The sequence below is a fragment of the Rhizobium sp. CBN3 genome (assembly GCF_030518245.1).
Taxonomy (GTDB): domain Bacteria; phylum Pseudomonadota; class Alphaproteobacteria; order Rhizobiales; family Rhizobiaceae; genus Rhizobium; species Rhizobium aethiopicum_A.
The window spans coordinates 301,351-326,030 of sequence record NZ_JAULSE010000005.1 but is presented as its reverse complement, the minus strand read 5'-3'; the positions used below and the strand labels follow the sequence as shown (position 1 = coordinate 326,030).

General features: G+C 61.2%; 26 protein-coding genes. 16 read left to right on the top strand and 10 right to left on the bottom strand.

Features of this window, described 5'->3' with window-relative positions; translation table 11 throughout:
- From QWJ46_RS11035 to QWJ46_RS10995, 9 genes are all read left to right on the top strand, one after another.
- Entirely contained in the window at positions 1-579 is a 579-nt protein-coding gene (locus QWJ46_RS11035; RefSeq protein ID WP_184455133.1) for an exopolysaccharide biosynthesis protein, read from the top strand.
- Positions 580-692: 113 nt separating this feature from the next.
- On the top strand, positions 693-1,646 hold the full coding sequence (locus QWJ46_RS11030; protein ID WP_184454895.1) for a sugar-binding transcriptional regulator: 954 nt from the start codon (positions 693-695) through the stop codon (positions 1,644-1,646).
- A 145-nt stretch (positions 1,647-1,791) separates the two neighbouring features.
- On the top strand, positions 1,792-3,102 hold the full coding sequence (locus QWJ46_RS11025) for a sugar ABC transporter substrate-binding protein (protein WP_302751157.1): 1,311 nt from the start codon (positions 1,792-1,794) through the stop codon (positions 3,100-3,102).
- A gap of 136 nt (positions 3,103-3,238) precedes the next feature.
- Positions 3,239-4,111 carry a carbohydrate ABC transporter permease gene (locus QWJ46_RS11020; RefSeq protein WP_020922334.1) on the top strand — a complete coding sequence of 291 codons (873 nt, stop codon included), beginning with the start codon at positions 3,239-3,241 and terminating at the stop codon, positions 4,109-4,111.
- Between the two features lies 1 nt (position 4,112).
- Positions 4,113-4,943: a carbohydrate ABC transporter permease gene (locus QWJ46_RS11015; protein WP_184454897.1), complete on the top strand. Its 831-nt coding sequence runs from the start codon at positions 4,113-4,115 to the stop codon at positions 4,941-4,943.
- A gap of 17 nt (positions 4,944-4,960) precedes the next feature.
- Positions 4,961-5,959, top strand: coding sequence for an ABC transporter ATP-binding protein (locus QWJ46_RS11010; RefSeq protein ID WP_302751156.1), 999 nt, complete (start codon positions 4,961-4,963; stop codon positions 5,957-5,959).
- A gap of 82 nt (positions 5,960-6,041) precedes the next feature.
- A complete protein-coding gene (locus QWJ46_RS11005; RefSeq protein WP_302751155.1) occupies positions 6,042-7,523 on the top strand; it encodes a mannitol dehydrogenase family protein in 1,482 nt (493 codons plus the stop codon).
- A 97-nt stretch (positions 7,524-7,620) separates the two neighbouring features.
- Positions 7,621-8,310 carry an HAD family hydrolase gene (locus QWJ46_RS11000; protein ID WP_302751154.1) on the top strand — a complete coding sequence of 230 codons (690 nt, stop codon included), beginning with the start codon at positions 7,621-7,623 and terminating at the stop codon, positions 8,308-8,310.
- Entirely contained in the window at positions 8,310-9,893 is a 1,584-nt protein-coding gene (locus tag QWJ46_RS10995) for an FGGY-family carbohydrate kinase (RefSeq protein ID WP_302751153.1), read from the top strand. Before QWJ46_RS11000 ends, QWJ46_RS10995 begins: the two co-directional genes overlap by 1 nt.
- 10 nt (positions 9,894-9,903) lie before the next feature.
- Here the strand turns inward: QWJ46_RS10995 and QWJ46_RS10990 are convergent, their stop codons facing one another.
- On the bottom strand, positions 9,904-10,758 hold the full coding sequence (locus QWJ46_RS10990) for a MurR/RpiR family transcriptional regulator (RefSeq protein WP_011426888.1): 855 nt from the start codon (positions 10,756-10,758) through the stop codon (positions 9,904-9,906).
- 230 nt (positions 10,759-10,988) lie between these two features.
- Between QWJ46_RS10990 and QWJ46_RS10985 the strand changes: the two genes are divergently transcribed.
- On the top strand, positions 10,989-11,717 hold the full coding sequence (locus QWJ46_RS10985) for a sulfate transporter family protein (protein WP_302751152.1): 729 nt from the start codon (positions 10,989-10,991) through the stop codon (positions 11,715-11,717).
- Here the strand turns inward: QWJ46_RS10985 and QWJ46_RS10980 are convergent.
- Complete coding sequence (locus tag QWJ46_RS10980; RefSeq protein ID WP_302751151.1) at positions 11,706-12,131, bottom strand: VOC family protein; 426 nt, start codon at positions 12,129-12,131, stop codon at positions 11,706-11,708. The two genes, QWJ46_RS10985 and QWJ46_RS10980, sit on opposite strands and share 12 nt — an antisense overlap.
- Before the next feature lie 77 nt (positions 12,132-12,208).
- On the opposite strand from QWJ46_RS10980, the gene QWJ46_RS10975 reads away from it, so the two are divergent.
- A complete protein-coding gene (locus QWJ46_RS10975; RefSeq protein WP_302751150.1) occupies positions 12,209-12,784 on the top strand; it encodes a TetR/AcrR family transcriptional regulator in 576 nt (191 codons plus the stop codon).
- Here the strand turns inward: QWJ46_RS10975 and nth are convergent.
- Positions 12,749-13,543: an endonuclease III gene (nth, locus tag QWJ46_RS10970; protein WP_302751149.1), complete on the bottom strand. Its 795-nt coding sequence runs from the start codon at positions 13,541-13,543 to the stop codon at positions 12,749-12,751. The two genes, QWJ46_RS10975 and nth, sit on opposite strands and share 36 nt — an antisense overlap.
- On the opposite strand from nth, the gene QWJ46_RS10965 reads away from it, so the two are divergent.
- Complete coding sequence (locus tag QWJ46_RS10965; RefSeq protein ID WP_302751180.1) at positions 13,542-14,039, top strand: DUF2244 domain-containing protein; 498 nt, start codon at positions 13,542-13,544, stop codon at positions 14,037-14,039. The two genes, nth and QWJ46_RS10965, sit on opposite strands and share 2 nt — an antisense overlap.
- Before the next feature lie 79 nt (positions 14,040-14,118).
- The gene (locus QWJ46_RS10960; RefSeq protein ID WP_302751148.1) at positions 14,119-14,991 is read left to right on the top strand and encodes a bifunctional helix-turn-helix domain-containing protein/methylated-DNA--[protein]-cysteine S-methyltransferase; all 873 of its coding nucleotides are present in this window, start codon (positions 14,119-14,121) and stop codon (positions 14,989-14,991) included.
- Positions 14,992-15,055: 64 nt separating this feature from the next.
- Here the strand turns inward: QWJ46_RS10960 and QWJ46_RS10955 are convergent, their stop codons facing one another.
- The gene (locus QWJ46_RS10955) at positions 15,056-16,039 is read right to left on the bottom strand and encodes a sugar-binding transcriptional regulator (RefSeq protein ID WP_302751147.1); all 984 of its coding nucleotides are present in this window, start codon (positions 16,037-16,039) and stop codon (positions 15,056-15,058) included.
- 425 nt (positions 16,040-16,464) lie between these two features.
- Here QWJ46_RS10955 and tal point away from each other — a divergent pair, with 425 nt between their 5' ends.
- The 3 genes from tal to QWJ46_RS10940 all read left to right on the top strand — a co-directional run bounded on the left by tal (position 16,465) and on the right by QWJ46_RS10940 (position 18,744).
- Positions 16,465-17,430, top strand: coding sequence for a transaldolase (gene tal / locus QWJ46_RS10950; protein WP_302751146.1), 966 nt, complete (start codon positions 16,465-16,467; stop codon positions 17,428-17,430).
- A 93-nt stretch (positions 17,431-17,523) separates the two neighbouring features.
- A complete protein-coding gene (locus QWJ46_RS10945; RefSeq protein WP_302751145.1) occupies positions 17,524-18,189 on the top strand; it encodes a DUF1345 domain-containing protein in 666 nt (221 codons plus the stop codon).
- A gap of 108 nt (positions 18,190-18,297) precedes the next feature.
- Entirely contained in the window at positions 18,298-18,744 is a 447-nt protein-coding gene (locus tag QWJ46_RS10940) for a DoxX family protein (protein WP_302751144.1), read from the top strand.
- A 46-nt stretch (positions 18,745-18,790) separates the two neighbouring features.
- Here QWJ46_RS10940 and QWJ46_RS10935 read toward each other — a convergent pair whose 3' ends face one another.
- The 6 genes from QWJ46_RS10935 to QWJ46_RS10910 form a co-directional block, all read right to left on the bottom strand.
- The gene (locus QWJ46_RS10935; RefSeq protein WP_004678026.1) at positions 18,791-18,964 is read right to left on the bottom strand and encodes a DUF1328 domain-containing protein; all 174 of its coding nucleotides are present in this window, start codon (positions 18,962-18,964) and stop codon (positions 18,791-18,793) included.
- A gap of 121 nt (positions 18,965-19,085) precedes the next feature.
- Complete coding sequence (locus QWJ46_RS10930) at positions 19,086-20,513, bottom strand: gamma-aminobutyraldehyde dehydrogenase (protein ID WP_302751143.1); 1,428 nt, start codon at positions 20,511-20,513, stop codon at positions 19,086-19,088.
- Between the two features lie 13 nt (positions 20,514-20,526).
- Positions 20,527-21,339 carry an ABC transporter permease gene (locus tag QWJ46_RS10925; protein WP_184454911.1) on the bottom strand — a complete coding sequence of 271 codons (813 nt, stop codon included), beginning with the start codon at positions 21,337-21,339 and terminating at the stop codon, positions 20,527-20,529.
- A complete protein-coding gene (locus tag QWJ46_RS10920; protein WP_184454912.1) occupies positions 21,329-22,291 on the bottom strand; it encodes an ABC transporter permease in 963 nt (320 codons plus the stop codon). The genes QWJ46_RS10925 and QWJ46_RS10920 overlap by 11 nt, the downstream gene beginning before the upstream one ends.
- Entirely contained in the window at positions 22,288-23,274 is a 987-nt protein-coding gene (locus QWJ46_RS10915; RefSeq protein WP_184454913.1) for an ABC transporter ATP-binding protein, read from the bottom strand. Before QWJ46_RS10915 ends, QWJ46_RS10920 begins: the two co-directional genes overlap by 4 nt.
- Positions 23,275-23,491: 217 nt before the next feature.
- Positions 23,492-24,652, bottom strand: coding sequence for an ABC transporter substrate-binding protein (locus tag QWJ46_RS10910; RefSeq protein WP_302751179.1), 1,161 nt, complete (start codon positions 24,650-24,652; stop codon positions 23,492-23,494).
- Positions 24,653-24,680: the final 28 nt, after the last annotated feature.

Here is a 24,680-nt window from a genome sequence, read left to right as displayed (position 1 = left end):
CTGCGGCAGCTGGCAGGCGACCGAAGCCGGGAGTGGATTTCGATCGGCGATCTGTTCGAGACGATGGGTGACAGGGCGATCAGTGCTCTAATGCTGATCTTCGCGCTGCCGAACGCCTTTCCCACCCCGCCCGGCACCTCGGCCGTGCTCGGCGCGCCGCTGGTTTTTCTGGCGGTGCAATTGACCTTCGGGCTGAAACCCTGGCTGCCGAAGGCGATCGCAAACCGTTCGATGCGGCGAGAAGATTTCGAGGCCATCGTCGGCCGTATCCACCGCTGGCTCGCCTGGGCGGAGCGCATGCTGAAGCCGCGGCTTGCGATCTTCGCCGAGCCGCCGGCGGAATATTTCGCCGGCCTTGCCTGTCTGCTGCTTTCGATCGTGCTGGTTCTGCCGGTTCCGCTCGGCAACATCCTGCCGGCAATCACCATTTCGGTGTTCGCTTTCGGCATTATGGGCCGTGACGGGCTCTTCGCGCTCATCGGCTTTATCATGACGACCGTGTCGCTCGTCATTGCCGGCAGCGTGATTTACGGTCTCGCGAAGGCGTCGATTTATTTCGTCATGCAATGGTTCGCCTGAGCGGTGGCGTCAACAGGCTCGACATTTTCGGGAATTTTGTTTTGATCTGGCGCATAGAGACTCACATCAAGCCGGCGGCGGCAAGCCGGCTCATTTTGCGCGGTAGGCAGTAGATGGCAAAAAGATCAGAGACCCCTGCACGGCTCGACGATGCAGCCCGTGCCGGCTGGCTTTATTACGTCGCCGGACGCACGCAGGATGAAATCGCCGCCGCGATGGGCATCTCGCGGCAATCGGCGCAGCGGCTGGTGTCGCTTGCGGTCGCCGAGCGTCTGATCAAAGTGCGGCTCGACCATCCGATTGCTGCCTGCCTCGAGCTTGCCAACCAGCTGCGGCGAAAATTCGGGCTGAAACATGTGGAGGTGGTGCCGAGCGATGCAGGTTCCTCATCGACCACCGTCGGCATCGCCGAGGCGGGTGCGGCCGAGATCGAGCGCTGGCTGAAACGGCCGGAACCGATCGTGCTGGCGGTCGGCACCGGCCGCACGCTGAAGGCGGCGGTCGACCAGCTTCCGGCGATCGAATGTCCCAATCACCGGATCGTCTCGCTGACCGGCAATATCGCGCCGGACGGATCGGCTGCCTATTACAACGTCATCTTCAGCATGGCGGATGCGGTCAAGGCGCGGCACTATCCGATGCCGCTGCCGGTGCTCGTCACCTCGGCCGAGGAGCGGGAGCTGCTGCATGGCCAGCAACTGGTGCGCTCGACGCTTGATATGAGCGCGCAGGCCGATGTCACCTTCGTCGGCATCGGCGAGCTCGGCATCGACGGACCGCTCTGCGTCGACGGCTTTCTCGAGAAGGACGAGATGATGGAGCTGATGCGCGGGGGCGCCGTCGGTGAAATCTGCGGCTGGATCTTCGATGTCGACGGCAAACTGCTGGACAACCCGATCAACGAGCGTGTCGCCTCGGCGCCGATCCCCTCCCGCGAGGCTTCGATGGTCATCGGGCTTGCCAAAGGCAAGCGAAAATACAAGGCGATCAGAGCCGCCGTCGTCGGCCACCAAATCAACGCTCTGATCACCGATGAAGAGACGGCTGAGTTTTTGCTCAAAAGCTGAGCAAAAAATATAACAATCAAATCAAAGAGAAGGCCGCTGTCTTCGGCATCGCAGCAACGATTGCCAATTGACTTTTTTCGTGGAGTGATGAGTAATTGCTCATGAGCAAAGCGAATGCTCACATCTCGTCTTCTGGGAGGAAGATATGACATTGAGAACTTTCCTGCTGGGCGCCTGCTCAGCATTGGCGTTTGCCGGCATGGCTTCGGCCGAGACGCTGACAATCGCGACCGTCAACAACGGCGACATGATCCGGATGCAGAAGCTGACGGATGACTTCAAGGCGAAGAATCCCGGCATCGACCTTGAATGGGTCACCCTCGAAGAAAACGTGCTGCGCCAGAAGGTCACGACCGACATCGCGACCAAGGGCGGCCAGTACGATGTTCTGACGATCGGCACCTATGAAGTTCCGATCTGGGCGAAGCAGGGCTGGCTGCTGCCGCTCGACAAACTTGGCGACGCCTATGACGTCAACGACCTGCTGCCGGCCATCCGCAGCGGCATCAGCATGGACGGCAAGCTCTATGCCGCGCCGTTCTACGGCGAAAGCTCGATGGTCATGTACCGCAAGGACCTTTTCGACGCCGCCGGTCTGAAGATGCCCGATGCGCCGACCTGGGACTTCATCGCAGACGCTGCGAAGAAGATCACCAACAAGGACAAGGAAATCTACGGCATCTGCCTGCGCGGCAAAGCCGGTTGGGGCGAAAACATGGCCTTCCTGACGGCGATGTCGAACTCCTTCGGCGCGCGCTGGTTCGATGAGAAGTGGAAGCCGCAGTTCGACCAGCCCGAATGGAAGGACACGCTGACCTTCTACGTCAACCTGATGAAGGAAGCCGGCCCTCCGGGCGCCTCCTCCAACGGTTTCAACGAAAACCTGGCGCTGTTCCAGACCGGCAAGTGCGGCATGTGGATCGATGCAACGGTCGCCGCTTCCTTCGTCTCCGATCCGAAGCAGTCGCAGGTCGCCGACAAGGTGGGCTTCGCGCTCGCTCCGGACAAGGGCCTCGGCAAACGCGGCAACTGGCTCTGGGCCTGGAACCTCGCTATCCCGGCAGGCTCGCAGAAGGTCGAAGCCGCCGAGAAATTCGTCGCCTGGGCAACGAGCAAGGAATACACCAACCTTGTCGCCGAGAAGGAAGGCTGGCTGAACGCACCTCCCGGCACCCGCACCTCGCTTTATGCGAATGCGGAGTATCAGAAGGCTGCTCCCTTCGCCAAAATGACTCTCGATTCGATCAACTCGGCTGACCCGACCAAGCCGACCGTCAAGCCGGTCCCCTATGTTGGCGTCCAGTTCGTGGCGATTCCTGAATTCCAGGGCATCGGCACGGCGGTGGGCCAGCAGTTCTCGGCAGCCCTCGCCGGCCAGATTTCGGTCGATCAGGCGTTGAAGAGCGCACAGCAGCTGGCAACCCGCGAAATGACCAAAGCCGGCTACATTAAATAAACCTCCTGAGAAGGGGCGGATCCTTGACAATCCGCCCCTCTGGGCCGCCGATTGCCCGAACCGCATCGGCGGCCTCTTTTCCAGATTAAAGCTGCCTTGCGGCCGCTCCCTGCTTCAGATCAGATCGGTGATTGCCATGGCAACAACACATACTCGCTCCGCGGCGCGCCTGATGATTGCGCCCTCCGTGCTGTTCCTCTTTGCGTGGATGATCGTTCCGCTTGCGATGACGATCTATTTCTCGCTGCTGAACTACAATCTGCTCAGCCCCGGCATGGAGAGCTTTGTCGGCCTGCTGAACTACGAATATTTCCTGTCCGATCCGGCCTTCATCGCCGCGCTGATCAATACGCTGCTGCTTGTTGCCGGCGTTCTTGTTGTCACCGTCGTCGGCGGCATCGCCTTTGCGCTGCTGCTCGACCAGCCGATGTATGGCCAGGGCATCGTGCGCATCCTTGTCATCGCGCCGTTCTTCGTCATGCCGACAGTGGCTGCACTCGTCTGGAAGAACATGTTCATGAACCCGGTCAACGGCCTGTTTGCGCATCTTGCGAAGGCGCTCGGCCTGCAGCCGATCGACTGGCTGGCGAATGCGCCGCTGGTTTCCGTCATCCTCATCGTCGCCTGGCAATGGCTGCCCTTCGCCACCCTCATCCTGTTGACGGCGCTGCAGTCGCTGGACGAGGAGCAGAAGGAGGCGGCTGAAATGGACGGCGCCGGCGCGATCTCGAAATTCATCTACATCATCCTGCCGCACATGGCGCGCGCCATCACCGTGGTGATCCTGATCCAGACGATCTTCCTGCTTTCGGTCTTCGCCGAAATCCTCGTCACCACCAATGGCGGGCCGGGCACCGACAGCACCAATCTCACCTATCTCGTCTATGCGCAGGCGCTCCTGCAGTTCGATATCGGCGGCGCTTCGGCAGGCGGCATCGTCGCGGTCGTGCTTGCCAATATCGTTGCGATCTTCCTCGTCCGCCTCGTCGGCAAGAATCTGGAGGCTTGAGATGGCCAGAAAAGTCACAACTCAGCGCAAGGTCATCATGACCGCGATTGCCTGGACGCTCGGCATCCTGATCTTCTTCCCGATCCTCTGGACGTTCCTGACCAGCTTCAAATCGGAAGCCGACGCCATTGCCTCGCCGCCGCAGTTCCTGTTCTTCAACTGGACGACGGAAAACTATGCGGAGGTGCAGAGCCGGTCGAACTATCTCAGCCACTTCATGAACTCGGTGGTCATTTCCTTCGGCTCGACGCTGATCGGACTCGTCATCGCCATTCCGGCCGCCTGGGCGATGGCTTTCGCACCCACCAAGCGGACCAAGGACGTGCTGATGTGGATGCTCTCGACCAAGATGATGCCGCCCGTCGGCGCGCTAATCCCGATCTATCTGATGTTCCGCAATTCAGGCCTGCTCGACACGCGCACCGGCCTGGTGATCGTGCTGACGCTGATCAACCTGCCGATCATCGTCTGGATGCTCTACACCTACTTCAAGGAAATCCCCGGCGAGATCCTCGAAGCAGCCCGCATGGACGGAGCGTCGCTGATGAAGGAGATCGTCTACGTGCTGACGCCGATGGCGGTGCCGGGCATTGCCTCGACGCTGCTTCTGAACATCATCCTGGCCTGGAACGAGGCGTTCTGGACGCTCAACCTCACCGCCTCGAAGGCGGCGCCCTTGACGGCCTTCATCGCCTCCTATTCCAGCCCGGAAGGCCTGTTCTACGCCAAGCTCTCGGCGGCCTCGACCATGGCGATCGCGCCGATCCTGATCCTCGGCTGGTTCAGCCAGAAGCAACTCGTCCGCGGCCTGACCTTCGGCGCAGTGAAATAAGAAAAAGGGAGACAAACATGGGCAGCATTACCCTTCAGAAGGTTTCCAAGGTCTTCGGCGAAGCCAAGGTCATCCCTTCGATCGATCTCGATATCAACGACGGCGAATTCGTCGTCTTCGTCGGTCCATCGGGCTGCGGCAAGTCCACACTGCTCAGGCTGATTGCGGGTCTCGAGGACGTGTCCGGCGGCAAGATCGTTATCGACAGCAAGGACGCCACCGAAAAAGCGCCGTCCGAGCGTGGCCTTGCCATGGTGTTCCAGTCCTATGCGCTTTATCCGCATATGAGCGTGCGCAACAACATCGCCTTCCCGCTGAAGATGGCGGGCGTCGACAAGGCGGAAATCGACCGCAAGGTGACGGATGCCGCGCGGGTGCTCAATCTCACCGACTATCTGGAGCGCAAGCCGCGCCAGCTTTCCGGCGGTCAGCGCCAGCGCGTCGCAATCGGCCGCGCCATCGTGCGCCAGCCTTCGGCCTTCCTGTTCGACGAGCCGCTGTCGAACCTTGACGCCGCTCTGCGCGTCAACATGCGTCTCGAAATCAGCGAACTGCATCAGCAGCTGAAGACGACGATGATCTACGTCACCCATGATCAGGTCGAGGCCATGACCATGGCCGACAAGATCGTCGTCTTGAACCGCGGCAATATCGAGCAGGTCGGCTCGCCGCTCGAACTCTACAGCCGCCCGCGCAATCTTTTCGTCGCCGGCTTCATCGGTTCGCCGAAGATGAATTTCATCAAGGGCCAGAATGCTGCCGAGCTCGGCGCGCATACGATCGGCATCCGCCCCGAACACATGCTGCTGTCGATGGAGAGCGGCGACTGGAAGGGCAGGGTCGTGGTCGCCGAGCATCTCGGCTCCGATACGTTCCTGCATATCGATGTCGACGGGATCGGCATGGTGACGGCGCGCGGTAGCGGCGATTTCGCCGCGCAGGCGGGAGATACGGTCTATCTGACGCCGGATCGTTCGCGCATTCATAAATTCAACGAGGGCGGCCTTGCCATCTGAGCAGGCGGCCGGGTGGGGGCAGGCATGCGAGCCGAGCGATAGCGCCCGGCCGTCTCGGCAAGACCTTCAAGAGGACTGAAACATGACGTGCAAACTATCGCTGGCAACGCTTTCGGACGTGGCGCGCACTGCCGCCATCCCTTCCTATGAGAGGGCATCGCTGAAAGCCGGCATCGTGCACTTCGGCGTCGGCAATTTCCACCGCGCCCATCAGGCGATCTATCTCGACGATCTCTTCAACCAGGGCGCCGATCACGACTGGGCAATTATCGGCGCCGGCGTTCTGCCATCGGATGCCGCCATGCGCGAGAAGCTTGCGGCGCAGGATTTCCTGACAACGGTGGTGGAGCAGGACAACAACAAAACGGCGGCGCGAGTGACCGCCCCGATGATCGACATTCTGCCGGTCGGCGATCCCGCCGCCATCATCGCCAGGCTTGCCGATCCCGAGATCCGCATCGTCTCGCTGACAATCACCGAGGGCGGTTATTTCATCGACGCTTCAGGCACGTTCAATCCGGGCCATCCTGATATTGCCGCCGACGGACAAAATCCCGGTGCTCCGAAGACGGTCTTCGGTCTGATCGTTGCCGGCCTGAAGTCCCGCAAGGACAAGGGCATCGGACCCTTCACCGTGATGTCCTGCGACAACATCCCCCATAATGGCGTCGTCACCGCCAACGCCGTGATCGGCACGGCAGCCCTTTCGGATGCCGCCTTTGCCGACTGGATCAGGGTTAACGTCGCCTTCCCCAACGCGATGGTCGACCGCATTACACCGGCGACCGGCCAGCGGGAGATCGATTTCCTCAAGGACAATTTCGGCATCGAGGATAACTGGCCGGTTTATTGCGAAGAATTCAAGCAGTGGGTGCTCGAAGACAAGTTCACGGCCGGCAGGCCGGCGCTGGAAAAGGTCGGCGTCACCTTCGTTCCCGATGTCACGCCTTACGAGCATATGAAGATCCGCATCCTGAACGGCGGGCATGCCGCGATCGCTTATCCGGCGGCGCTGATGGACATTCATTTCGTGCATGACGCCATGGAAGATCCGCTGATCCGGGCTTTCCTGGCCAAGCTCGAGAAGGACGAGATCATTCCAATCGTGCCGCCGGTGCCGAATACCTGGCTGACGGATTATTTTGCCCTCATCGAGCATCGGCTTCTCAATCCGAAGATCGCCGATACCATCCCGCGTCTAGCGCAGGACGGCTCGAACCGCCAGCCGAAATTCATCCTGCCGTCGACGCTCGACAATCTGCGCCAGGGCAGGGACGTTATCGGCCTGGCGCTGGTCTCAGCGCTCTGGTGCCGTTATTTCGCCGGCAAGACCGACAGCGGCAAGGATATCGTCTTCAACGACGCCAGCGCCGAGCGCCTGCACGCAGCGGCGCTGAAGGCAAAGGACGATCCGTCGGCCTTCCTCGTCTTCGATGATATTTTCGGCGAGGTGGCGAAATCGGACCTTTTCCGAAAGCGTTTCGCTCATGCTCTTAAAACCTTGTGGGAAAAGGGCACGCGGGAAACGCTGCAGCTCTATCTCGACAGCAAGCTCGCAGTGTAAGGGAATGCGGGTGGCGGCATCGGCTGGCCATCCAATCACGTCTTGCGGGCGAAGCGGGACAATCATGCGTCCGAATTGAAGTCAGGTTGGGTCTTTCATGGCTGATGCTGAACCACGGCTGGTCATTTTCGATTGCGACGGCGTGCTCGTCGACAGCGAACCGATCTCGATCAGCGTACTCGTCCGGGCGATGAGCGATCTCGGCGTTTCGATCACCGAAGACCAGGCCTATGAGCGCTTCCTCGGCCGCAGCCTGGCAACCCTCATCGATACGCTCGAAACCGAGTTCAATATTCACGCCGGCGAGGAATTCCTCGAGCGCATCCGCACCGATCTCTACGCGCGGTTCCGCACCGAGCTGAAGCCGATAGACGGCATCGCAGCGACGATAGACGGGCTCGGCATTCCCTGTTGTGTCGCATCTTCAAGCCAAATGGAGCGAATCCGGCTGTCGCTGTCTGTCACCGGACTTCTCGATAAACTCCCCGACATTTTCAGCGCGACAATGGTCAAGCGCGGAAAACCGGCGCCCGATCTCTTCCTGCATGCCGCCCGGCAGATGCATGTCGAGCCGGGGTCCTGCCTTGTCATAGAGGACAGTCCGGCCGGCATTGCCGCCGCCAAGGCGGCGGGCATGACCGTCTTTGCCTTCACCGGCGGATCGCATGCGAATTTCGGCGGATACCGCGCCGAACTCGACCGACTTTCGCCTGATGTGGTGTTTGACGCCATGCCGGATTTGATACACCTTGTCCGCAACCATAAGCTGGACGGGACCGAGATTTGATGCGTGATCATGTGGTTGCGGTGGATGTCGGCACCGGCAGTGCGCGCGCCGGCGTCTTCGATGCCAGCGGCCGTCTGCTGGCCAAGGCCGAACATCCGATCGTCATGAACCGGCCGCGTGAATACCACGCCGAGCACGATTCCGAAGACATCTGGTCGGCCGCGTGCACCGCGGTGCGCAGGGCTGTGGCGCAATCCGGGATCGTCGTCGCATCGGTCGGAGCAATCGGTTTCGACGCCACCTGTTCGCTCGTCGTCCGCGACGTCGAAGGCCGGCAGATCAGTGTGTCCACAACAGGCGAGCGGCGTTTCGACACCATCGTGTGGCTCGATCATCGCGCGCTGAAGGAAGCGGACTTCTGCACGGCGACGGAGCACGGGGTGCTCGAACATTCCGGCCAAGTCATGTCGCCGGAAATGGAAATGCCGAAGCTGATGTGGCTGAAGAAGAAGCTGCCGGCGACGTGGGAAAAGGCGGGCTATTTCTTCGATCTCGCCGATTTCATGACCTGGAAATCAACTGGGTCGACTGCTCGTTCTCGTTGCACGCTGACGGCAAAATGGAACTATCTCGCCCATCTCGAAAAGGGATGGCAGCAGGATTTTCTGCAGCGGATCGGGCTCGACGATATTCAGGCCCGCGGCGGGCTGCCGGACGAGACTGTGCCGGTCGGCGGCAGTATAGGCCGGCTGACGGCTGATGCGGCCGAGGCGCTGGGGCTGACCACGGAGTGCCATGTCTCCGCGGGAATGATCGACGCCTATGCCGGCGCGCTCGGGGCGCTCGGCGGTTATGCCGCCGATCCCGTAACACGTGAGCGCCAGCTGGCACTGATCGCCGGGACATCGAGCTGCATCGTCGCCTTCTCGCAGGAGTGCAAGCCGAGCCACGGCATGTGGGGACCCTATTATGAGGTTGTCTTTCCGCAGTCATGGCTGGTGGAGGCCGGGCAATCTGCGACCGGTGCGCTGCTCGACCATATCGTGCGCATGCATGCGGCCGGCGGTGAGCCGACGGCGGCGCTGCACCAGAAAATTGTCGCGCGCATCGCCGAACTACGGACAGAGGAGGGCGACGCTTTCGGCGAGCGCATTTTTGTGCTGCCGGACTTTCACGGCAATCGCTCGCCACTTGCCGATCCGCATGCCGTCGGTGTGATCAGCGGGCTGACGCTCGACACCTCCTTCGACGGGCTCTGCGCGCTCTATTGGCGGTCTGCCGTCGCGATCGCTCTCGGCATCCGCCACATCCTGGAGACGATGAAGGAATATGGCTACGTGCCCGATACCCTGCATATCGCCGGCGGACACGTGAAGAACCCGGTGCTGATGGAACTCTATAGCGACGCTACCGGCTGCAAGGTCGTGGTGCCGAAGATGAACGAGGCGGTGCTGCTCGGCACGGCGATTGCGGCATCCGTGGCCTGCGGCCTGCACGAGGATTTGGCGGCAGCTGGCGAGGCGATGTATCCGGGCGGCGATGAACGGCTTCCCGACAAGGCGAAACAGGCGCTTTACGACCGTGACTACCGCCGTCTTCTGGCCATGCATCGGCACCGTGCCGAACTGGAAGCGATGTTCTGAAAGCTCACATCTAGTGGTTCGCGGTCTCGCCGAGGACGGTCGCGAATTCCAGCATGCGGCGGCGGCGGAGGGCTGCCTCCTCTCCGACTTCGAGAATGACGGATTCGGACAGGCAATCGAGCAGCGCGATCAGCGGCGGAAGGTTGTCGAGATCGGGAGCGCGTGCCGGCGGCAAGGACAGCATGACGTTTGACTGATCTGCCATCCAGTCTGCTTGCTGCGGCGAAATCAGCACGACCTTGTAGCCGTAGCGCCGGGCGGTTCTGGCAAGCAGCCGTGCCTTGGCGAAACGGCGGCAGTCGATGATGACGAGCAAAGCGTCGTCGACGGCCTGCCGGGCGAAGAGTTCGGCAAAACGGTTGTCGGTGGCATCGAGCGTGCGAACGCCATCGCGGGCTTGCGTCAGCCGCTGGCAGAAATGGTTGGCAAGGCTTGCGAGCCGCGCATGCGTGGCGATCGAGACTTCGCGGGCCGTGCTGATCAGGCGGACGGCTTCGGCCCAAAGCGGCTGCGCCGTCAGATGATAGATGTGATGCAGCGCCTGGATCTGCTCGGCAACCAGCACGGCAAGCGGCTTGCCCTCCGCGGCGTCCGCGTGCAGCTCGCTCATGGCGCTCTGCAACTGCGCCGGCGATGTCGTCACGGTTTCGCGAATTTCCACCTTGACGCTGTCTAAACCCTGGTAGCCGAGCGCGCGCAGGAAGCGCCCGACGGTCATCGGCGAGAGATCCAGCCTGTCGGCGACAGATGCTGCCGTCTCAAACGGCAGGTCGTTCAGGTGCTCGGAGAAATATTTCGCAATGCGACGCTCGGCCGGTGTGCCGCTTTTTACGTATTGCCTGAGTTTGTGCACAAAGTCTTCCACATCAGCCTCCCGGTATTTCCTCAGAGGCGTTCCGTGGATGCGCTAACGCGCCCCTTTGTCTTTGCAACTATTTTCGGAAGCTGCTTCTCAGGCTCGTATTTCTGCGTCTGATAATATTATATTCGTTCTAATATTGCGACAAGTTTCTATTACAGCCTGCAATTTTATTCTCTCTTGTCGGTAGCATTCGCCTTTCCTACATCTTCTGCGTAACCGGAGACGCTGAAGAAATGATTCTTGATGCCGCACGCCTTTCGCTCGCCAATCTGTTCGCGCCGGAGACACGCTCGGTCTTCTGGAAAGTGCTCGGCCTGACGCTTCTCGTGCTCGTCGGCCTCTGGTTCGCGCTACGCGGGGTCTTCATGGCCTTCCTCTTTCCCTGGCTCACCAGCTTCTTTCCCGATATGCCGGATTGGGCTGGATGGTTTGCTCTGGTCTTCGCAATCCTGGCCGGGATCGGCCTTGCGCTCGTGCTGGCGCTGCTGCTTTCGCCGGTCACGGCGTTGATCGCAGGCCTTTTCCTCGACGATGTCGCCGACGTTATCGAAAAACGTGACTATCCCGCCGACGCGCCGGGCGCCGCCATGCCCCTCGGCCCGGCAATGGTGAGTTCGATCAAATTCCTCGGGGTGGTGATCCTTGGCAATATTGTGGCGTTGTTGCTGCTGTTCATTCCCGGCGTCAATCTGGTCGCTTTCTTTCTGGTGAACGGCTACCTGCTCGGACGGGAATTCTTCGAATTCGCCGCCATGCGCTTCCGTCCGCCCCATGAGGCACGGCTCTTCCGGGCAAAACATGCGCCGACGGTTTTTCTCGGCGGGCTGGTCATCGCTCTCTTTCTGGCGATCCCCGTGCTCAACCTGCTGACGCCTCTTTTCGCCGCAGGCATGATGGTGCATCTGCACAAGCTGATTTCCGCAAGGGACGCCAGCTTTCGCGCCCGAGGCTCAGCCGGGTAGTGCTGATGTCTCGTACATTGCCGCGAATTCGGCGCTTGGCGGAATCGGCTTGATGACATCGATCAGCACACCGTTCGGATCGGCGGTGATGAAATGCCGCTGACCGAAATCCTCATCGCGAAGTTCCTGCAGGATCGGCAGGTTTGCGCTGCGGCAAGCCGCGTAGACCGCATCGACATCGATAACCTCGAAATTGAGGAGCAGTCCGGCCACTTTGCCGCGAGCCGCAGCCGGGATGGTTTCGTGATTGCCATCGAGAACGGCAAGAGCGACATGCTCCTCCTCTTCCGACTGCAAATGAACGTACCAGTCGCTCTCGAACAACGCCCTGAAGCCGAAATGGGCGCAATAGAAGTGGGCGGAACCAGCAACGTCTTCGGTCATGATGACAGGATAATAGCTCGTTGATTTCATCGGGTTTCTCCATACATACAAACAGACTGTATGTTTTCTTCCTTAACATACAGTCTGTTTGTATGTAAACGGAGGAAATGAGCCGCAGCAACCGTGACAGAACGGAACAGACAAGACAGGCGCTTATAGACGCCGGACGGCGCCTGTTCGTGGAGAAGGGCTATGCCGAAACGGCGACGCCGGAGATCGCAGCGGCGGCGGGTGTGACGCGCGGAGCGCTCTATCATCATTTTGAAGACAAGAAGGCGCTGTTTCGCGCGATTGTCGAAGGCGAGGCGCGCGCAGTTGCCGAAGCGATCGAGGCATGTCCGGCGCCCGATGCCCCGCGCGACGCGCTGATTGCCGGCGCTTCGGCCTATTTCGATGCGATGATGGCAGAGGGCCGCACGCGGCTGCTGCTAATCGAGGCGCCTGCCGTTCTCGGGCTGCCGGCCATGCAGGCGATCGATGCCGACAATGCGGAAACGAGCTTGCGGGCAGGCCTGGCTGCCATGTTTCCGAGAGCCGGCGCTACGCTCGAACCTCTGACACTGCTGCTGTCGGCGGCCTTCGACCGTGCAGCGTTGGCGATCGAGGCGGGGGCCGAACGGCGGAGTTACGAGCAGGCGATCACCATTCTACTCGACAGCCTCGCCGATCGCCTGCGGCGGTAGCTCGACGAGCGCGGCCGGCACGTCCGAGCTCTTCTCCGGCGATTTGCAAATATCGGCGATGACGCAGCGCTCGCATTCGGGGCGGCGTGCCTTGCAGGTGTAGCGCCCGTGCAGGATCAGCCAGTGATGCGCATGGTAGAGGTAATGTTTCGGCACTACTTTCATCAATCGCGCTTCGACTTCATCAGGCGTCTTGCCGGGAGCAAGCCTGATGCGATTGGCGATCCGGAAGATGTGGGTGTCGACGGCCATGGTGGCCTGGCCGAAGGCCATGGACAGCACGACATTGGCAGTCTTGCGGCCGACGCCGGGCAGGCGAACCAGTTCCTCGCGCGTTTCCGGCACCTTGCCGGCGAAGTCGTCGACCAGCATTTGCGAGAGCGCGATGACATTTTTCGCCTTGTTGCGGTAAAGGCCGATCGTCTTGATGTAGTCGCGAAGCTTGTCCTCGCCGAGATCGAGCATTTTCTGCGGCGTATCGGCCACCTTGAAGAGCGCCCGCGTCGCCTTGTTGACACCGGCATCGGTGGCCTGGGCGGAGAGAGCCACCGCCACGACAAGGGTGAAAGGGTTGGTGTGTTCCAGCTCGCCCCGCGGCTCGGGCCGCTGCACCGAAAAGCGACGGAAGATTTCCTCGCGCTCGGCCGGCGAATAGGCGGTCTTGACCGCCGCCGCTTTGCGGCGGGTGATCACATTCATGCCTTGCGGCGGGGATTTGAGTTTCGGATTCGCCATGGAAACTCTATACTCAGCGGTCATGATGGAAAGCAACGCCAACAGCTCTAGCGAGCAGCCTGTTTTCGCCGCCGAGCTCTTTCCCCACCGGTCGCTCGGCCGCCGGGGCTTCAAGGCGCTGCTCATTCTGTCCGGCGCCGTCTGCTTCCTCTATGGGATGTTCTTCATCGCCACCGGCGCCTGGCCGATCGGCTTCTTCTTCGGATTGGATTTCGCGCTTCTCTACGGCGCCTTCTGGCTGAATTACCGCTCCGGGCGGGTGCGCGAACAGGTCACCGTGTCGCGCACGGACGTATCGGTGCGCAAGTTTGCCCCATCGGGGCGGATGGTGGAGCATCATTTCAACCCGTTCTGGGCGCGGTTCCTCGTCCGAAGGCACCAGGAGATCGGCATCCTCTCCATGCATATTTTCGGCGAGGGCCGGCGAACCGATATCGGCTCTTTTCTCAATCCTGACGATCGCGAAAGCTTCGCCAAAGCCTTCAAGGGTGCGCTCGCCACGGTCAAACAGCGTATCTGAGCGTATCAGGCGAGCGCGCAAGAATCGGGTGGTTTAGCCCGGGCCTATTGATTATCTCCTTGTTACAAGGAGAAAGACCATGGATATGATCGCGAACCCGCAGACCGACATCACGCCTGACGGCCCTGATTACGATATCGTCCGTCGGGTCATCGAACTCATCACCGAGGATTATCGCGACCAGCCGTCGCTGGAGGCGATCGCCGCGCGGCTCAATCAGTCGCCGACGCAGCTGCAGAAGACCTTCACCCGCTGGGCTGGCCTCTCGCCGAAAGGTTTCCTGCAGGCGGTGACGCTCGACCACGCCAAGCGGCTGCTGCGCAAGGAAGACATGCCGTTGCTCGAGACGTCGATCGAAGTCGGCCTCTCCGGGCCGAGCCGCCTCCACGACCTTTTCGTGACCCATGAGGCGATGTCACCCGGCGAATGGAAGGCAAAAGGCGGCGGCCTCACCATTCGCTACGGCTTCCACATCTGTCCCTTCGGCGTGGCATTGATCATGGTGACCGATCGCGGTCTTGCCGGCCTTGCCTTCAGCGATTCCGGCGGTGAAAGGGCTTGCCTGGAGGACATGACCTGCCGCTGGCCGAATGCCGAATACATCGAAGACCTGCAGGCGACGATGCCCTATGCCGCCCGCATCTTCCAACCCGGAAAATGGTCTTCCGAGCAGCCGCTCCGCGTCGTGCTGATCGGCACGGACTTCCAGGTGCGTGTCTGGCAGAGCCTGCTGAAGATACCGTTCGGCAAGGCGGTCACCTATTCCGACATCGCCAACGATATCGGCCGGCCGACAGCGCAGCGCGCCGTGGGCGCGGCGGTCGGGGCAAATCCGATCTCCTTCGTGGTGCCTTGCCACCGGGCGCTCGGCAAGAACGGCGCGCTGACGGGCTACCACTGGGGCCTCACCCGCAAACGCGCGATGCTCGGTTGGGAATCGGCGCATGCGTAAAACATGCCGTGCAAAAAGCACGGCATGAAGCATGGCAAGCCACTCTGAACGATCACGGCGCGCTTCAGGCCTGTTCGGCCAGATCAAGCAATGCTTGCGCGGCACCTTCATCGGTGATCAGCGTGTTGCAGCCGATGCGCTTGATCGTGGCGCGGATGGCGGTGGCCCGGTGGGCGCCGCCGGAGGAAAGCACGATGTGCTTGGCCTCTTTCAACATATCGAGGTCGACGGACATCACGCGCTGGTTGATCGAGTGATCGACCGAATTGCCGTCCTTGTCGAGGAAATTGAACATGGTGTCGCAGACGCAGCCTGCATTGATCAGTTCCTGCAGCTCGGCTTTCGAGATCCAGCCTTCCGATAGCGAGGTCGAGTGCGGCCCGATATCACCGCAGCTGACGATCGCGAGATCGAGGTTCTCGGCGAGACGGTAGATCGTGTCCAACCCGCATTTGTCGATCAGATTGCGTTTGGTTTCGATGGAATCGACCAGAAGCGGTGCCAGGAACATGTAGCATTCGGCGCCGAGCTGATTTGCCAGCCGCCAAGTGTAATCGATCGGATTCGTCTGGTGCACGGCAACGATGCCGCCGAGCAGCGAGACGACCTTACAATTGGCGCGGCGTGGCGGCCGGAAGCTCGCCAGCGAGGCGGTCATGGTGCGACCCCAGCCGACACCGATCGTATAGTCGTCGGGAATGGCTTCGGAGAGGAACTGGCCAAGCGCCAAACCGACGTTCTTTGCCAACGAATCGACATCGCAGTGAACCGGCGCAGGCACGACGATCGCCTCGTCGAGGCCATAGGCATGCTCCAGCTTGACCGAAAGTTCGACGCAATCGCCGATCGAACCGTTGATCCAGATCTGGACTTCGCTGCGTTTCATCGACTCGTCGAGCAGGCGGATCACCGTCGTCCGGCTGATGCCGAGCTGTTCGGCGACGTCTTTCTGGGTCAGACCCTCATTGTAATAGAGCCATGCAGCCCTCAGCCGCAGCGAGGATGCCTCGGAATAGGCGGTATGGGTGCCGCGTTTGAGCTTGACCACGTCTCCTCCCGCAGGATTTTTGCCTGGATCCCTGGTGGGACGAAAGGCTGCGCCTGTGCGCTTGTAGCCGGGATAATGACGGGTGTGACACTTATGTCAATCGGAATGCACAAATGTCCTTGACTTTTCCTTGCGCGAACGGCGATAGTCCTCGCGACACAAAGTCGTCCCTGTCCGTCCGAGGAGGACATAGTGCGGGCATGCCGAAAGTCACGACCGGCCTTTGCGCCGCAGGCGGTATTGCTTGCGTCCGAGCAGCAGTTTGCACGCGGTCGGAACACGTCGACTGTCCCTCACGTTTATGAATCATCCGTGACGGAAGCGCGTGTATTCGCCCGCAGCATGCAAAACATCTGTCCCTAATCATCTCTTTGCCGGGCGGAAGTCGCGCCGGTCCGTTCTGAATTCAATAAGGATTACAAACCATGACATCAAAGCTTGACCAACTCCGCGAGATAACCACCGTCGTCGCCGATACCGGCGATGTCCAGGCTGTCGCCCGCCTGAAGCCGGTCGACTGCACGACCAATCCATCCATCGTTCTCAAAGCGCTCGGCACCGAAATGTTCGCCGACGACATGAAGGAGGCGATCGCCTGGGGCAAGAAGCTCGGCGGCGATGCAAATGTTGCCGCTGCAGCCGTTGCCGACCGCCTTGCCATCTCCGTCGGCGCTGCCCTGGTTAAGCTCGTTCCCGGCCGCGTTTCGACGGAAGTCGATGCCGACCTGTCCTTCGATACCGAAGCATCGCTGAACAAGGCACGCAGCATCATTGCCGCCTACAAGGAACGCGGCATCGAGAAAGACCGTATTCTCATCAAGCTGGCCTCCACCTGGGAAGGCATTCGCGCAGCCGAAATCCTGCAGAAGGAAGGAATCGACTGCAATCTGACGCTGCTCTTCTCAAAGGCGCAGGCGATCGCCTGCGCCGATGCCAAGGTTTTCCTGATTTCGCCGTTCGTCGGCCGTATCCTCGACTGGTACAAGAAGTCGACTGGCAAGGATTTCACTGCCGAGGAAGATCCGGGCGTCCTGTCCGTCCGCGACATCTACAACTACTACAAAGCCAACGACGTCAAGACGGTCGTCATGGGCGCTTCCTTCCGCAACACCGGCGAAATCGAAGCGCTGGCCGGTTGCGACCGCCTGACCATCGCTCCGAACCTGCTCGACGAGCTGTCGAACGACCAGGGCAAGCTCGAGCGCAAGCTGTCGCCTGAAACGGTCAAGCCGGCCGCAAAAATCGCCGTCGACGAAAAGACCTTCCGCTGGATGATGAACGAAGACGCAATGGCGACGGAAAAGCTCGCCGAAGGCATCCGCGCTTTCGCCAAGGACCTGGGGACGCTGCGCACCATGGTGCAAAAGGAATTGCAGCTCGCCGCCGCCTGATAGGTTACGGCAAAGGATCGCAGGCGCGGTGGCCTACTGGCAACCGCGCCTTTTTCATGCTGTTATCAAAGGCCTGTGCGGCCGGAGGCGAAGATGGAGGAGGAACGGACAACGTCTCTGGCGGTGCTTTCCTCCCGACATGCAAGCTTCATCGTCGCCGCCCTTGCTGGCTTGGCTGTCTTCCTGGCGGTGACCTCGCGGGACGTCAGCGCCCGCAACGTGCTGTTCGGATGGAACGCCAGCGCCGGCGTCTTCATCGCGCTCAGCTGGCGCAAGATGCTGCGGGCGACGGTCGAGAGCATCCGGAAACGCGCTGAGGACCTCGATTTTTCGGACACGGTCTTGCTGGCTCTTTCGATCGGCGCGGCGCTTGCGAGCATCGCCGGCATCGGTCTCGAGCTTCATTCGATCAAGGAGGCGACGCCCGACGTCGCGCTCGCCCGGGCAGGTGGCGCGGTGCTGACGATCCTGATTTCCTGGGTCTTCCTGCACACGCTCTTCACCATCCACTATGCCCACTATTTCTACGGCGGGGCGGACGATGAGGGCGGCCTGGAATTCCCCGACGGGATCGACGAACCCGGATATTGGGACTTCCTCTATTTCTCCTTCACTATCGGTGTTGCCGCACAGACGGCGGATGTCGCGGTCAGTTCGACCAGCATGCGCAAGCTAACACTGCTGCATGCCGTGCTGTCGTTCCTGTTCAACACGACGATCCTGGCGCTGGCGATCAATGTCGGTGCAAGCCTGTTATAATGCGCCGTAGCCGGCGACCGGGAGGATCCAGCCCGTAACACCGGGAGACGGGACGGAATTAACGCAGGGGCCACACGACCGGTCCACCTGCTCTGCAAAGCGGAGGGTATGATGAAAAGCGTCGCAAGCAGGTTCCGATCAGCCGACCTCGTTCTGCTTCTGGGCAGGCTTCTGCTGGCGCTGATTTTTCTGCACGAAGGCTCGTCTCTTGCGGCAGATCTCGCGTCGACCATCGACACCTTCGCGAACTTAGGGCTGTCGGCGCCGATAGCTTTGGCCACCATCGCTCTTCAAATCGGCGCCGGCATTTCCGTTGCGGCGGGTTTCCTCGGTCGGCTGGGTGCCACGGCGCTGGCGCTCTTCTGCCTGGCGACCGCCTTGCTCTTTCATACGAACTTTACCAGCCAAAACGAATTCTTGCATTTCGAGAAGGACCTGGCGATTGCCGGCGGCATGTTCGTCCTCGCCGCTTCCGGAGCGGGTTCGATATCGGTCGACAATCTGTTGAAAAGGCGGACAACAGGCAATCATCCCTGGCTGAGGGCCATGATGTGACACATTCGTCCGCATTGCGACGATCTCAGGCGGCGTCCGAAACCGTTTACAAGACCGCCTGACCGGCCATCAGCGCCAGAACCAGGAAGATCAGGAAGATCACCAGCGCAATACCGAAGAGCACGCGGGCGATGGTCGCGGTGGCGGCGGAGACGCCGGAGAAGCCAAAGAAGCCGGCGATGATGGAAATAACGAAGAATATCAGAGCCCATTTCAGCATGACATCATCCTTTGCGTTTGTCTGAAAAGACGCGGCAACCGGGAAATTGTTCCACGTCGCGCGAAATTGGACGATGTTCCTGCTGTCGGCGTGGCTTCCATATCCTTGACGTTTTCGCCGGTCAGCCGTGATTGATCATCACATGGCGAACGGCAGTATAATCCTCCAGCGCATAGACGGACATGTCCTTGCCGTAACCCGACTGCTTGAGGCCGCCATGCGGCATCTCGTTGACCAGCATGAAATGCGTGTTGATCCAGGTGCAGCCATATTGCAGGCGGGCGGCGGTCTTCATGCCGCGGCCGATATCCCTGGTCCAGACCGAGGAGGCGAGGCCGTAATCGCTGTCGTTCGCCCAAGCGATGGCATCGTCAGCGTCGGAGAAGCGGGTGACGGAGACGACCGGGCCGAAGACCTCGCGGCGGACGATCTCGTCGTCCTGCAAGGCGCCCGATATGACGGTCGGCGTGAAGAAGAAGCCTTTGTCGCCGGAGACCTTGCCGCCGGTGGTGATCTCCATGTGCTTGTGCTCGGAAGCGCGGGCGACGAAGCTTTCGACGCGGTCACGCTGGCGCCTGGAGATCAGCGGACCGATCTCGTTTTCGGTGTCGTCGGCCTGGTTGAAACGGATGCTTGAGACGGCCGAAGAGAGATCGGCAACGAAATTGTCGTAGACCTTGGCGTCGGCATAGATGCGGCAGGCCGCGGTGCAGTCCTGACCGGCATTGTAATAGCCGAAGGTGCGGATGCCTGACACAACGGCATCGATATCGGCGTCGTCGAAGACGATGACCGGGGCCTTGCCGCCGAGTTCCAGATGAGTACGCTTGACGGTCTTGGCGGCGGCCTGCAGCACCTTCTTGCCGGTGGCGACATCGCCTGTTATCGAGACCATGTTGACCTTGGCATGGTTGATCAGCGCATTGCCGACGCTTTCGCCGCGGCCGAGGATGACGTTGACGACGCCTTCGGGAAGGATGTCGGAAAGCAGCTTCGCCATCTTCAGCGCCGTCAGTGGCGTCTGCTCCGAAGGCTTGAAGACGACGGTATTGCCGCCGGCGATTGCCGGCGCCAGCTTCCAGGCCATCATCATCAACGGATAGTTCCACGGTGCGATCGAGCCGACGATGCCGATCGGATCACGGCGGATCATCGAGGTGTGGCCGGGCAGGTATTCGCCCCCGGCCGGTCCGTGCAAGTTGCGCACCGCGCCCGCGAAGAAGCGATAACAATCGACGATCGCCGGGATTTCGTCGTTCAGCACTGAATTGATCGGCTTGCCGCAGTTCAGCGCTTCCAGCGCGGCGAAACCGGCGGCATCCTTCTCGATGGCGTCGGCGATCTTCAGAAGGTAGCCGGAACGCTCGCCCGGTGTCGTCTGCGACCAGCTCTTGAAGGCTTTTTCGGCGGCATCGACGGCGGCATCGACCTGAGACAGCGAGGCTTCGGGAAGGTCGATCACCGTCTCGCCGGTCTTCGGGTTCAGGATGTGCTCTTCCGTCTCCGTGCCTTTTTCGAAACGGGACCCGATCAGCATTTGCGTATCCATGATGTTCTCCCTGTTATTTGCCGGCGCCGGCGATCTGGTCGCCGTCGCGGGTGAGGTAATAGGCTGCCAGGATCGGCAGGAAGGTGACGAGCACCACGACCATGGCGACCACATTGGTGACGGGGCGCTGGCGCGGGCGGATGAGTTCTTCGAGCATCCAGATCGGCAGCGTCGATTGCTGGCCGCCGGTGAAGGTGGTGACGATGACCTCGTCGAAGGACAGGGCAAAAGCGAGCATGCCGCCGGCAAGCAGGGCGGTGCCGATATTCGGCAGGATGACATGGCGGAAGGTCTGGAAGCCGTCGGCGCCGAGGTCCATCGAGGCTTCGATCAGCGAGCCGGAGGTGCGGCGGAAGCGGGCGACGGCGTTGTTGTAGACGACCACCACGCAGAAAGTGGCGTGGCCGAGCACGATGGTCCAGACCGAGAACGGAATGTCGAAGAGGCTGAAGGCGGAGCGCAGCGCAATGCCGGTGATGATGCCGGGAAGCGCGATCGGCAGGATGACCAGCAGCGAGATCGCCTCGCGGCCGAAGAATTTCGTCTGGCTGACGGCGGCCGCGCAAAGCGTGCCGAGAACGAGCGCGATCGCGGTGGCGATGACGGCGACCTGCACGGAGAGGCCGAGCGCCGACCAGACATCAGGCCGGTTCCAGGCAATGGCGAACCATTGCAGTGTCAGGCCGGGCGGCGGCCACTGATAACTCTTCTCCTCGGTCGTGAAGGCATAGACGAAGATCAGCAGGATCGGCAGGTGCAGGAAGAGCAGCCCGCCTGCGGCGGCGATCTTCAGCGGCAGCGGCGATGTCTTGAGGTCAGAGCGCATCGAAGGCCCCCAGTCTTTTGGCAAGCGACAGATAAAGCGCCATGATGACGATCGGCACGACCGAGAAGGCGGCCGCCAGCGGCACGTTGCCGGCCGTTCCCTGCTGCGCATAGACGGCCTGGCCGATGAACAGCCTGGAAGAGCCGATGATCTGCGGGATGATGTAATCGCCCAGTGTCAGCGAGAAGGTGAAGATCGAGCCGGCGACGATGCCCGGCAGCGCCAGGGGCAGCAGCACGGTGCGGAACGTCTGGCGCGGCGTGGCGCCGAGATCCGCTGAGGCCTCGATCAGGTTGCGTGGCACACGCTCGAGGGCCGCCTGCGTCGGCAGGATCATGTAGGGCAGCCAGATATAGACGAAGACGATGAAGGTGCCGAGATAGCTCACCGAAAGCGAATTGCCGCCGACGACCGGCAGGTTCAGGACGCCGTCGAGAAGCCAGGAGAGATGCAGCTGTTCGAAGATCCAGGTCAGGATGCCTTCCTTGGCGAGGATCAGCTTCCAGGCGTAGATCTTGACGAGATAGCTCGACCAGAGCGGCAGCATGACGCCGAGATAGAACAGCACCTTCCATTTGCCCTGCGCATAACGCGCCGCGTAATAGGCGATCGGGAAGGCGATCAATGCAGAAGCGATGGTGACGAGCGCGGCCATCATGACGGTGCGGGTGATGATGTCGAAATTTGTTGGGCTCAGAAGCTGGGCGTAGGTCGAGAGCGTGAATTCGTAATTTACCAGTCCGGAGAAATCGTCGATCGAGAAGAAGCTCTGCAGAAGCAGGGCGATCAGCGAGCCGATATAGATGATGCCGAGCCAGAGCAGGGGCGGAGCCAGCATCAGGAAGAGCAGCAGCTTCGGGTGTCGCCAGAAGGCGTCCGACAGCCGGCCGAAGACGCCGCTGCGTCCGGGAAGGATCGATGTCCTGCCATCGGAGATGATGAGTGCCGTCATGCCGCATCGTCCATGTAGTGGATATCGGCTGCCTGCCAGGCGAGGTGGATGCCGTCGCCGACATCCGGCACAGGCGTACCTGCCGGCAGCGTGACATGCAGCCGGCAGCCCCTGAGGTCGACGCTGAGGCGGGTGGCGGCGCCGAGGAAGCTCGCATGCTCGACCTTCGCCTCGATGCCGTCGCTTGCCAGCCGGATCGCCTCGGGGCGCAGGCTCGCCCAGCGTTTCTCGCCGCCGAGCGCGGCCATCAGATCAGGCGCGATCACATTGGACGAGCCGACGAAATCGGCGACGAAGCGGGTTTTCGGGCAACGATAGATATCCTGCGGCGTGCCGTGCTGGACGATATTGCCATTGTTGAAGACCGCGACGCGATCGGCCATCGACAGCGCTTCGCCCTGATCATGGGTGACGAAGACGAAGGTGATGCCGAGCGTGCGCTGCAGGCTCTTCAATTCCTCCTGCATCTGCTCGCGCAGCTTCAGGTCCAGCGCACCGAGCGGCTCATCGAGCAGCAGCACTTTCGGCTTGTTGACGAGGGCGCGGGCGAGCGCCACGCGCTGCCGCTGACCGCCGGACAATTGGCCGGGTCGGCGAGCGCCATAACCCGGCAGCTTGACGAGTTCGAGGGCATCGTTCGCAGCCTTCATCCGCTCTGCCTTGCCGATGCCCTTGACCATCAGCCCATAAGCGACGTTGTCGAGGATGTTGAGATGCGGGAAGAGCGCGTAGTCCTGGAATACGGTGTTGACGTTGCGGCGGTATGGCGGAACGCCGTCGGCCGTCTCGCCGAAAATCTGGATGTGGCCTGATGTCGGCTGTTCGAAGCCGGCGATCAATCTGAGGCACGTCGTCTTGCCGGAACCGGACGGCCCGAGCATGGCGAAGAACTCGCCCGGCGCGATCTCCAGATCGACGCCGTCGACGGCGCGAACCTGGCCGAAATGGCGCGATACCTGTTGGAAACGGACGGCTGACGTCATGGGGGACTCCGGGCCTTACATGTTTAGAGAGGGCTTGGTCCTGGCCAATAAAGACCCCGCCCCAAACCCCTCCCCACAAGGGGGAGGGGCTTAATCTGCCGCACCCTTTCGCAAATACCTTGGTGTTTCGGCAGGATTCGGCCGGTGCCACTCTTAGTCCCTCCCCCTTGTGGGGAGGGGTTGGGGAGGGGACCTTACGGATACGAGCGGAATTGGCTCACCGCCCGCCGATCACACCGATGTAATCCGACACCCAGCGGTGATAGGGCACGCATTCGCTCTGCGTGGCGCATTTGGCGACCGGGGTTTTCCAGAACTTGATCTTGTCGAAGTGATCGAAACCGTTGGTGGCGCAGCCGGTATCGCCCATCAGCTCGTTGCCCTTGCAGGCGGCGGGAACGGAGGGCACGGCGCCGAACCAGGCGGCGGCGTCGCCCTGGACCTTGGCCTGCAGCGAATGTTCCATCCACATATAGGCGCAGTTCGGATGTTCGCTGTCGGCGTGCAGCATGGTCGTGTCGGCCCAGCCGGTGACGCCTTCATCCGGGAAGGTGGAGGCGATCTTCTGCTTGTCGGCCTGGAGCAGGTTGACCTGGAAGGGCCAGGAGCCGGAGGCGACGACGCCTTCGTTCTTGAAGTCGTCGATCTGGATCATCGCGTCGTGCCAGTAGCGTGAGACGAGCTTGCGCTGGCCGCGCAGCAGGTCGAGGGCGGTCTTGTACTGGTCCTCGGTCAGTTCGTACGGGTCCTTGATGCCGAGATCGGGCTTATGGGCCATCAGATACACGGCAGCATCGGCGATATAGATCGCGCCGTCATAGGCCTGGACGCGGCCCTTGTTCGACTTGCCGTCGGGCAGGGTCTGCTCCTCGAAGACGACGTTCCAACTGGTCGGCGCCTTGTCCTTGAAGGCATCGGTATTGTACATTAGCACGTTCGGTCCCCAGAGATAGGGCACGCCGTAATGCATGCCGCCGACCGTGTACCACGGGCCGTCCTGCAGGCGCTTGTCGACATTTTTGAAGCTCGGGATCAGATCGGTATTGATCGGCTGGACGCGCTTGCCGGCGATGAGGCGGAGCGATGCGTCGCCGGATGCGGTGACGAGATCGAAACCGCCCTCATTCATCAGCGACACCATTTCATCGGAGGTAGCGGCTGTTTTGACGGAAACTTTGCAGCCGGTCTCTTTTTCGAAGCCGGTGACCCAATCGTAGTTCTTGTCGGTTTCGCCGCGTTCGATATAGCCGGCCCAGGCGACGATGCTGACTGCGCCTTCGCCCTTGCCCAAGGCTTTCAGCGGTTCAGCGGCGACCACCTGCGTCGCGAAGCTCAGGCAGGCGAGTGCTGCCGTGCAGGATTTCAAGAGATTCGTCATCATCCGTCTCCCGGTTTGGTGCCACTTC

Coding starts and splice junctions, on each gene's coding strand:
- QWJ46_RS11030 (WP_184454895.1), top strand. CDS start 693: ATGGCAAAAAGATCAGAGACCCCTGCACGGCTCGACGATGCAGCCCGT.
- QWJ46_RS10945 (WP_302751145.1), top strand. CDS start 17,524: ATGGAGGAGGAACGGACAACGTCTCTGGCGGTGCTTTCCTCCCGACAT.
- QWJ46_RS10920 (WP_184454912.1), bottom strand. CDS start 22,291: ATGACGGCACTCATCATCTCCGATGGCAGGACATCGATCCTTCCCGGA.
- QWJ46_RS11010 (WP_302751156.1), top strand. CDS start 4,961: ATGGGCAGCATTACCCTTCAGAAGGTTTCCAAGGTCTTCGGCGAAGCC.
- QWJ46_RS10965 (WP_302751180.1), top strand. CDS start 13,542: ATGATGGAAAGCAACGCCAACAGCTCTAGCGAGCAGCCTGTTTTCGCC.
- QWJ46_RS11005 (WP_302751155.1), top strand. CDS start 6,042: ATGACGTGCAAACTATCGCTGGCAACGCTTTCGGACGTGGCGCGCACT.
- QWJ46_RS10930 (WP_302751143.1), bottom strand. CDS start 20,513: ATGGATACGCAAATGCTGATCGGGTCCCGTTTCGAAAAAGGCACGGAG.
- QWJ46_RS10995 (WP_302751153.1), top strand. CDS start 8,310: ATGCGTGATCATGTGGTTGCGGTGGATGTCGGCACCGGCAGTGCGCGC.
- QWJ46_RS10925 (WP_184454911.1), bottom strand. CDS start 21,339: ATGCGCTCTGACCTCAAGACATCGCCGCTGCCGCTGAAGATCGCCGCC.
- QWJ46_RS10915 (WP_184454913.1), bottom strand. CDS start 23,274: ATGACGTCAGCCGTCCGTTTCCAACAGGTATCGCGCCATTTCGGCCAG.
- QWJ46_RS10985 (WP_302751152.1), top strand. CDS start 10,989: ATGATTCTTGATGCCGCACGCCTTTCGCTCGCCAATCTGTTCGCGCCG.
- QWJ46_RS11025 (WP_302751157.1), top strand. CDS start 1,792: ATGACATTGAGAACTTTCCTGCTGGGCGCCTGCTCAGCATTGGCGTTT.
- QWJ46_RS10980 (WP_302751151.1), bottom strand. CDS start 12,131: ATGAAATCAACGAGCTATTATCCTGTCATCATGACCGAAGACGTTGCT.
- QWJ46_RS10910 (WP_302751179.1), bottom strand. CDS start 24,652: ATGACGAATCTCTTGAAATCCTGCACGGCAGCACTCGCCTGCCTGAGC.
- QWJ46_RS11015 (WP_184454897.1), top strand. CDS start 4,113: ATGGCCAGAAAAGTCACAACTCAGCGCAAGGTCATCATGACCGCGATT.
- nth (WP_302751149.1), bottom strand. CDS start 13,543: ATGACCGCTGAGTATAGAGTTTCCATGGCGAATCCGAAACTCAAATCC.
- QWJ46_RS10960 (WP_302751148.1), top strand. CDS start 14,119: ATGGATATGATCGCGAACCCGCAGACCGACATCACGCCTGACGGCCCT.
- QWJ46_RS10975 (WP_302751150.1), top strand. CDS start 12,209: ATGAGCCGCAGCAACCGTGACAGAACGGAACAGACAAGACAGGCGCTT.
- QWJ46_RS11000 (WP_302751154.1), top strand. CDS start 7,621: ATGGCTGATGCTGAACCACGGCTGGTCATTTTCGATTGCGACGGCGTG.
- QWJ46_RS11020 (WP_020922334.1), top strand. CDS start 3,239: ATGGCAACAACACATACTCGCTCCGCGGCGCGCCTGATGATTGCGCCC.
- QWJ46_RS10940 (WP_302751144.1), top strand. CDS start 18,298: ATGATGAAAAGCGTCGCAAGCAGGTTCCGATCAGCCGACCTCGTTCTG.
- tal (WP_302751146.1), top strand. CDS start 16,465: ATGACATCAAAGCTTGACCAACTCCGCGAGATAACCACCGTCGTCGCC.
- QWJ46_RS10935 (WP_004678026.1), bottom strand. CDS start 18,964: ATGCTGAAATGGGCTCTGATATTCTTCGTTATTTCCATCATCGCCGGC.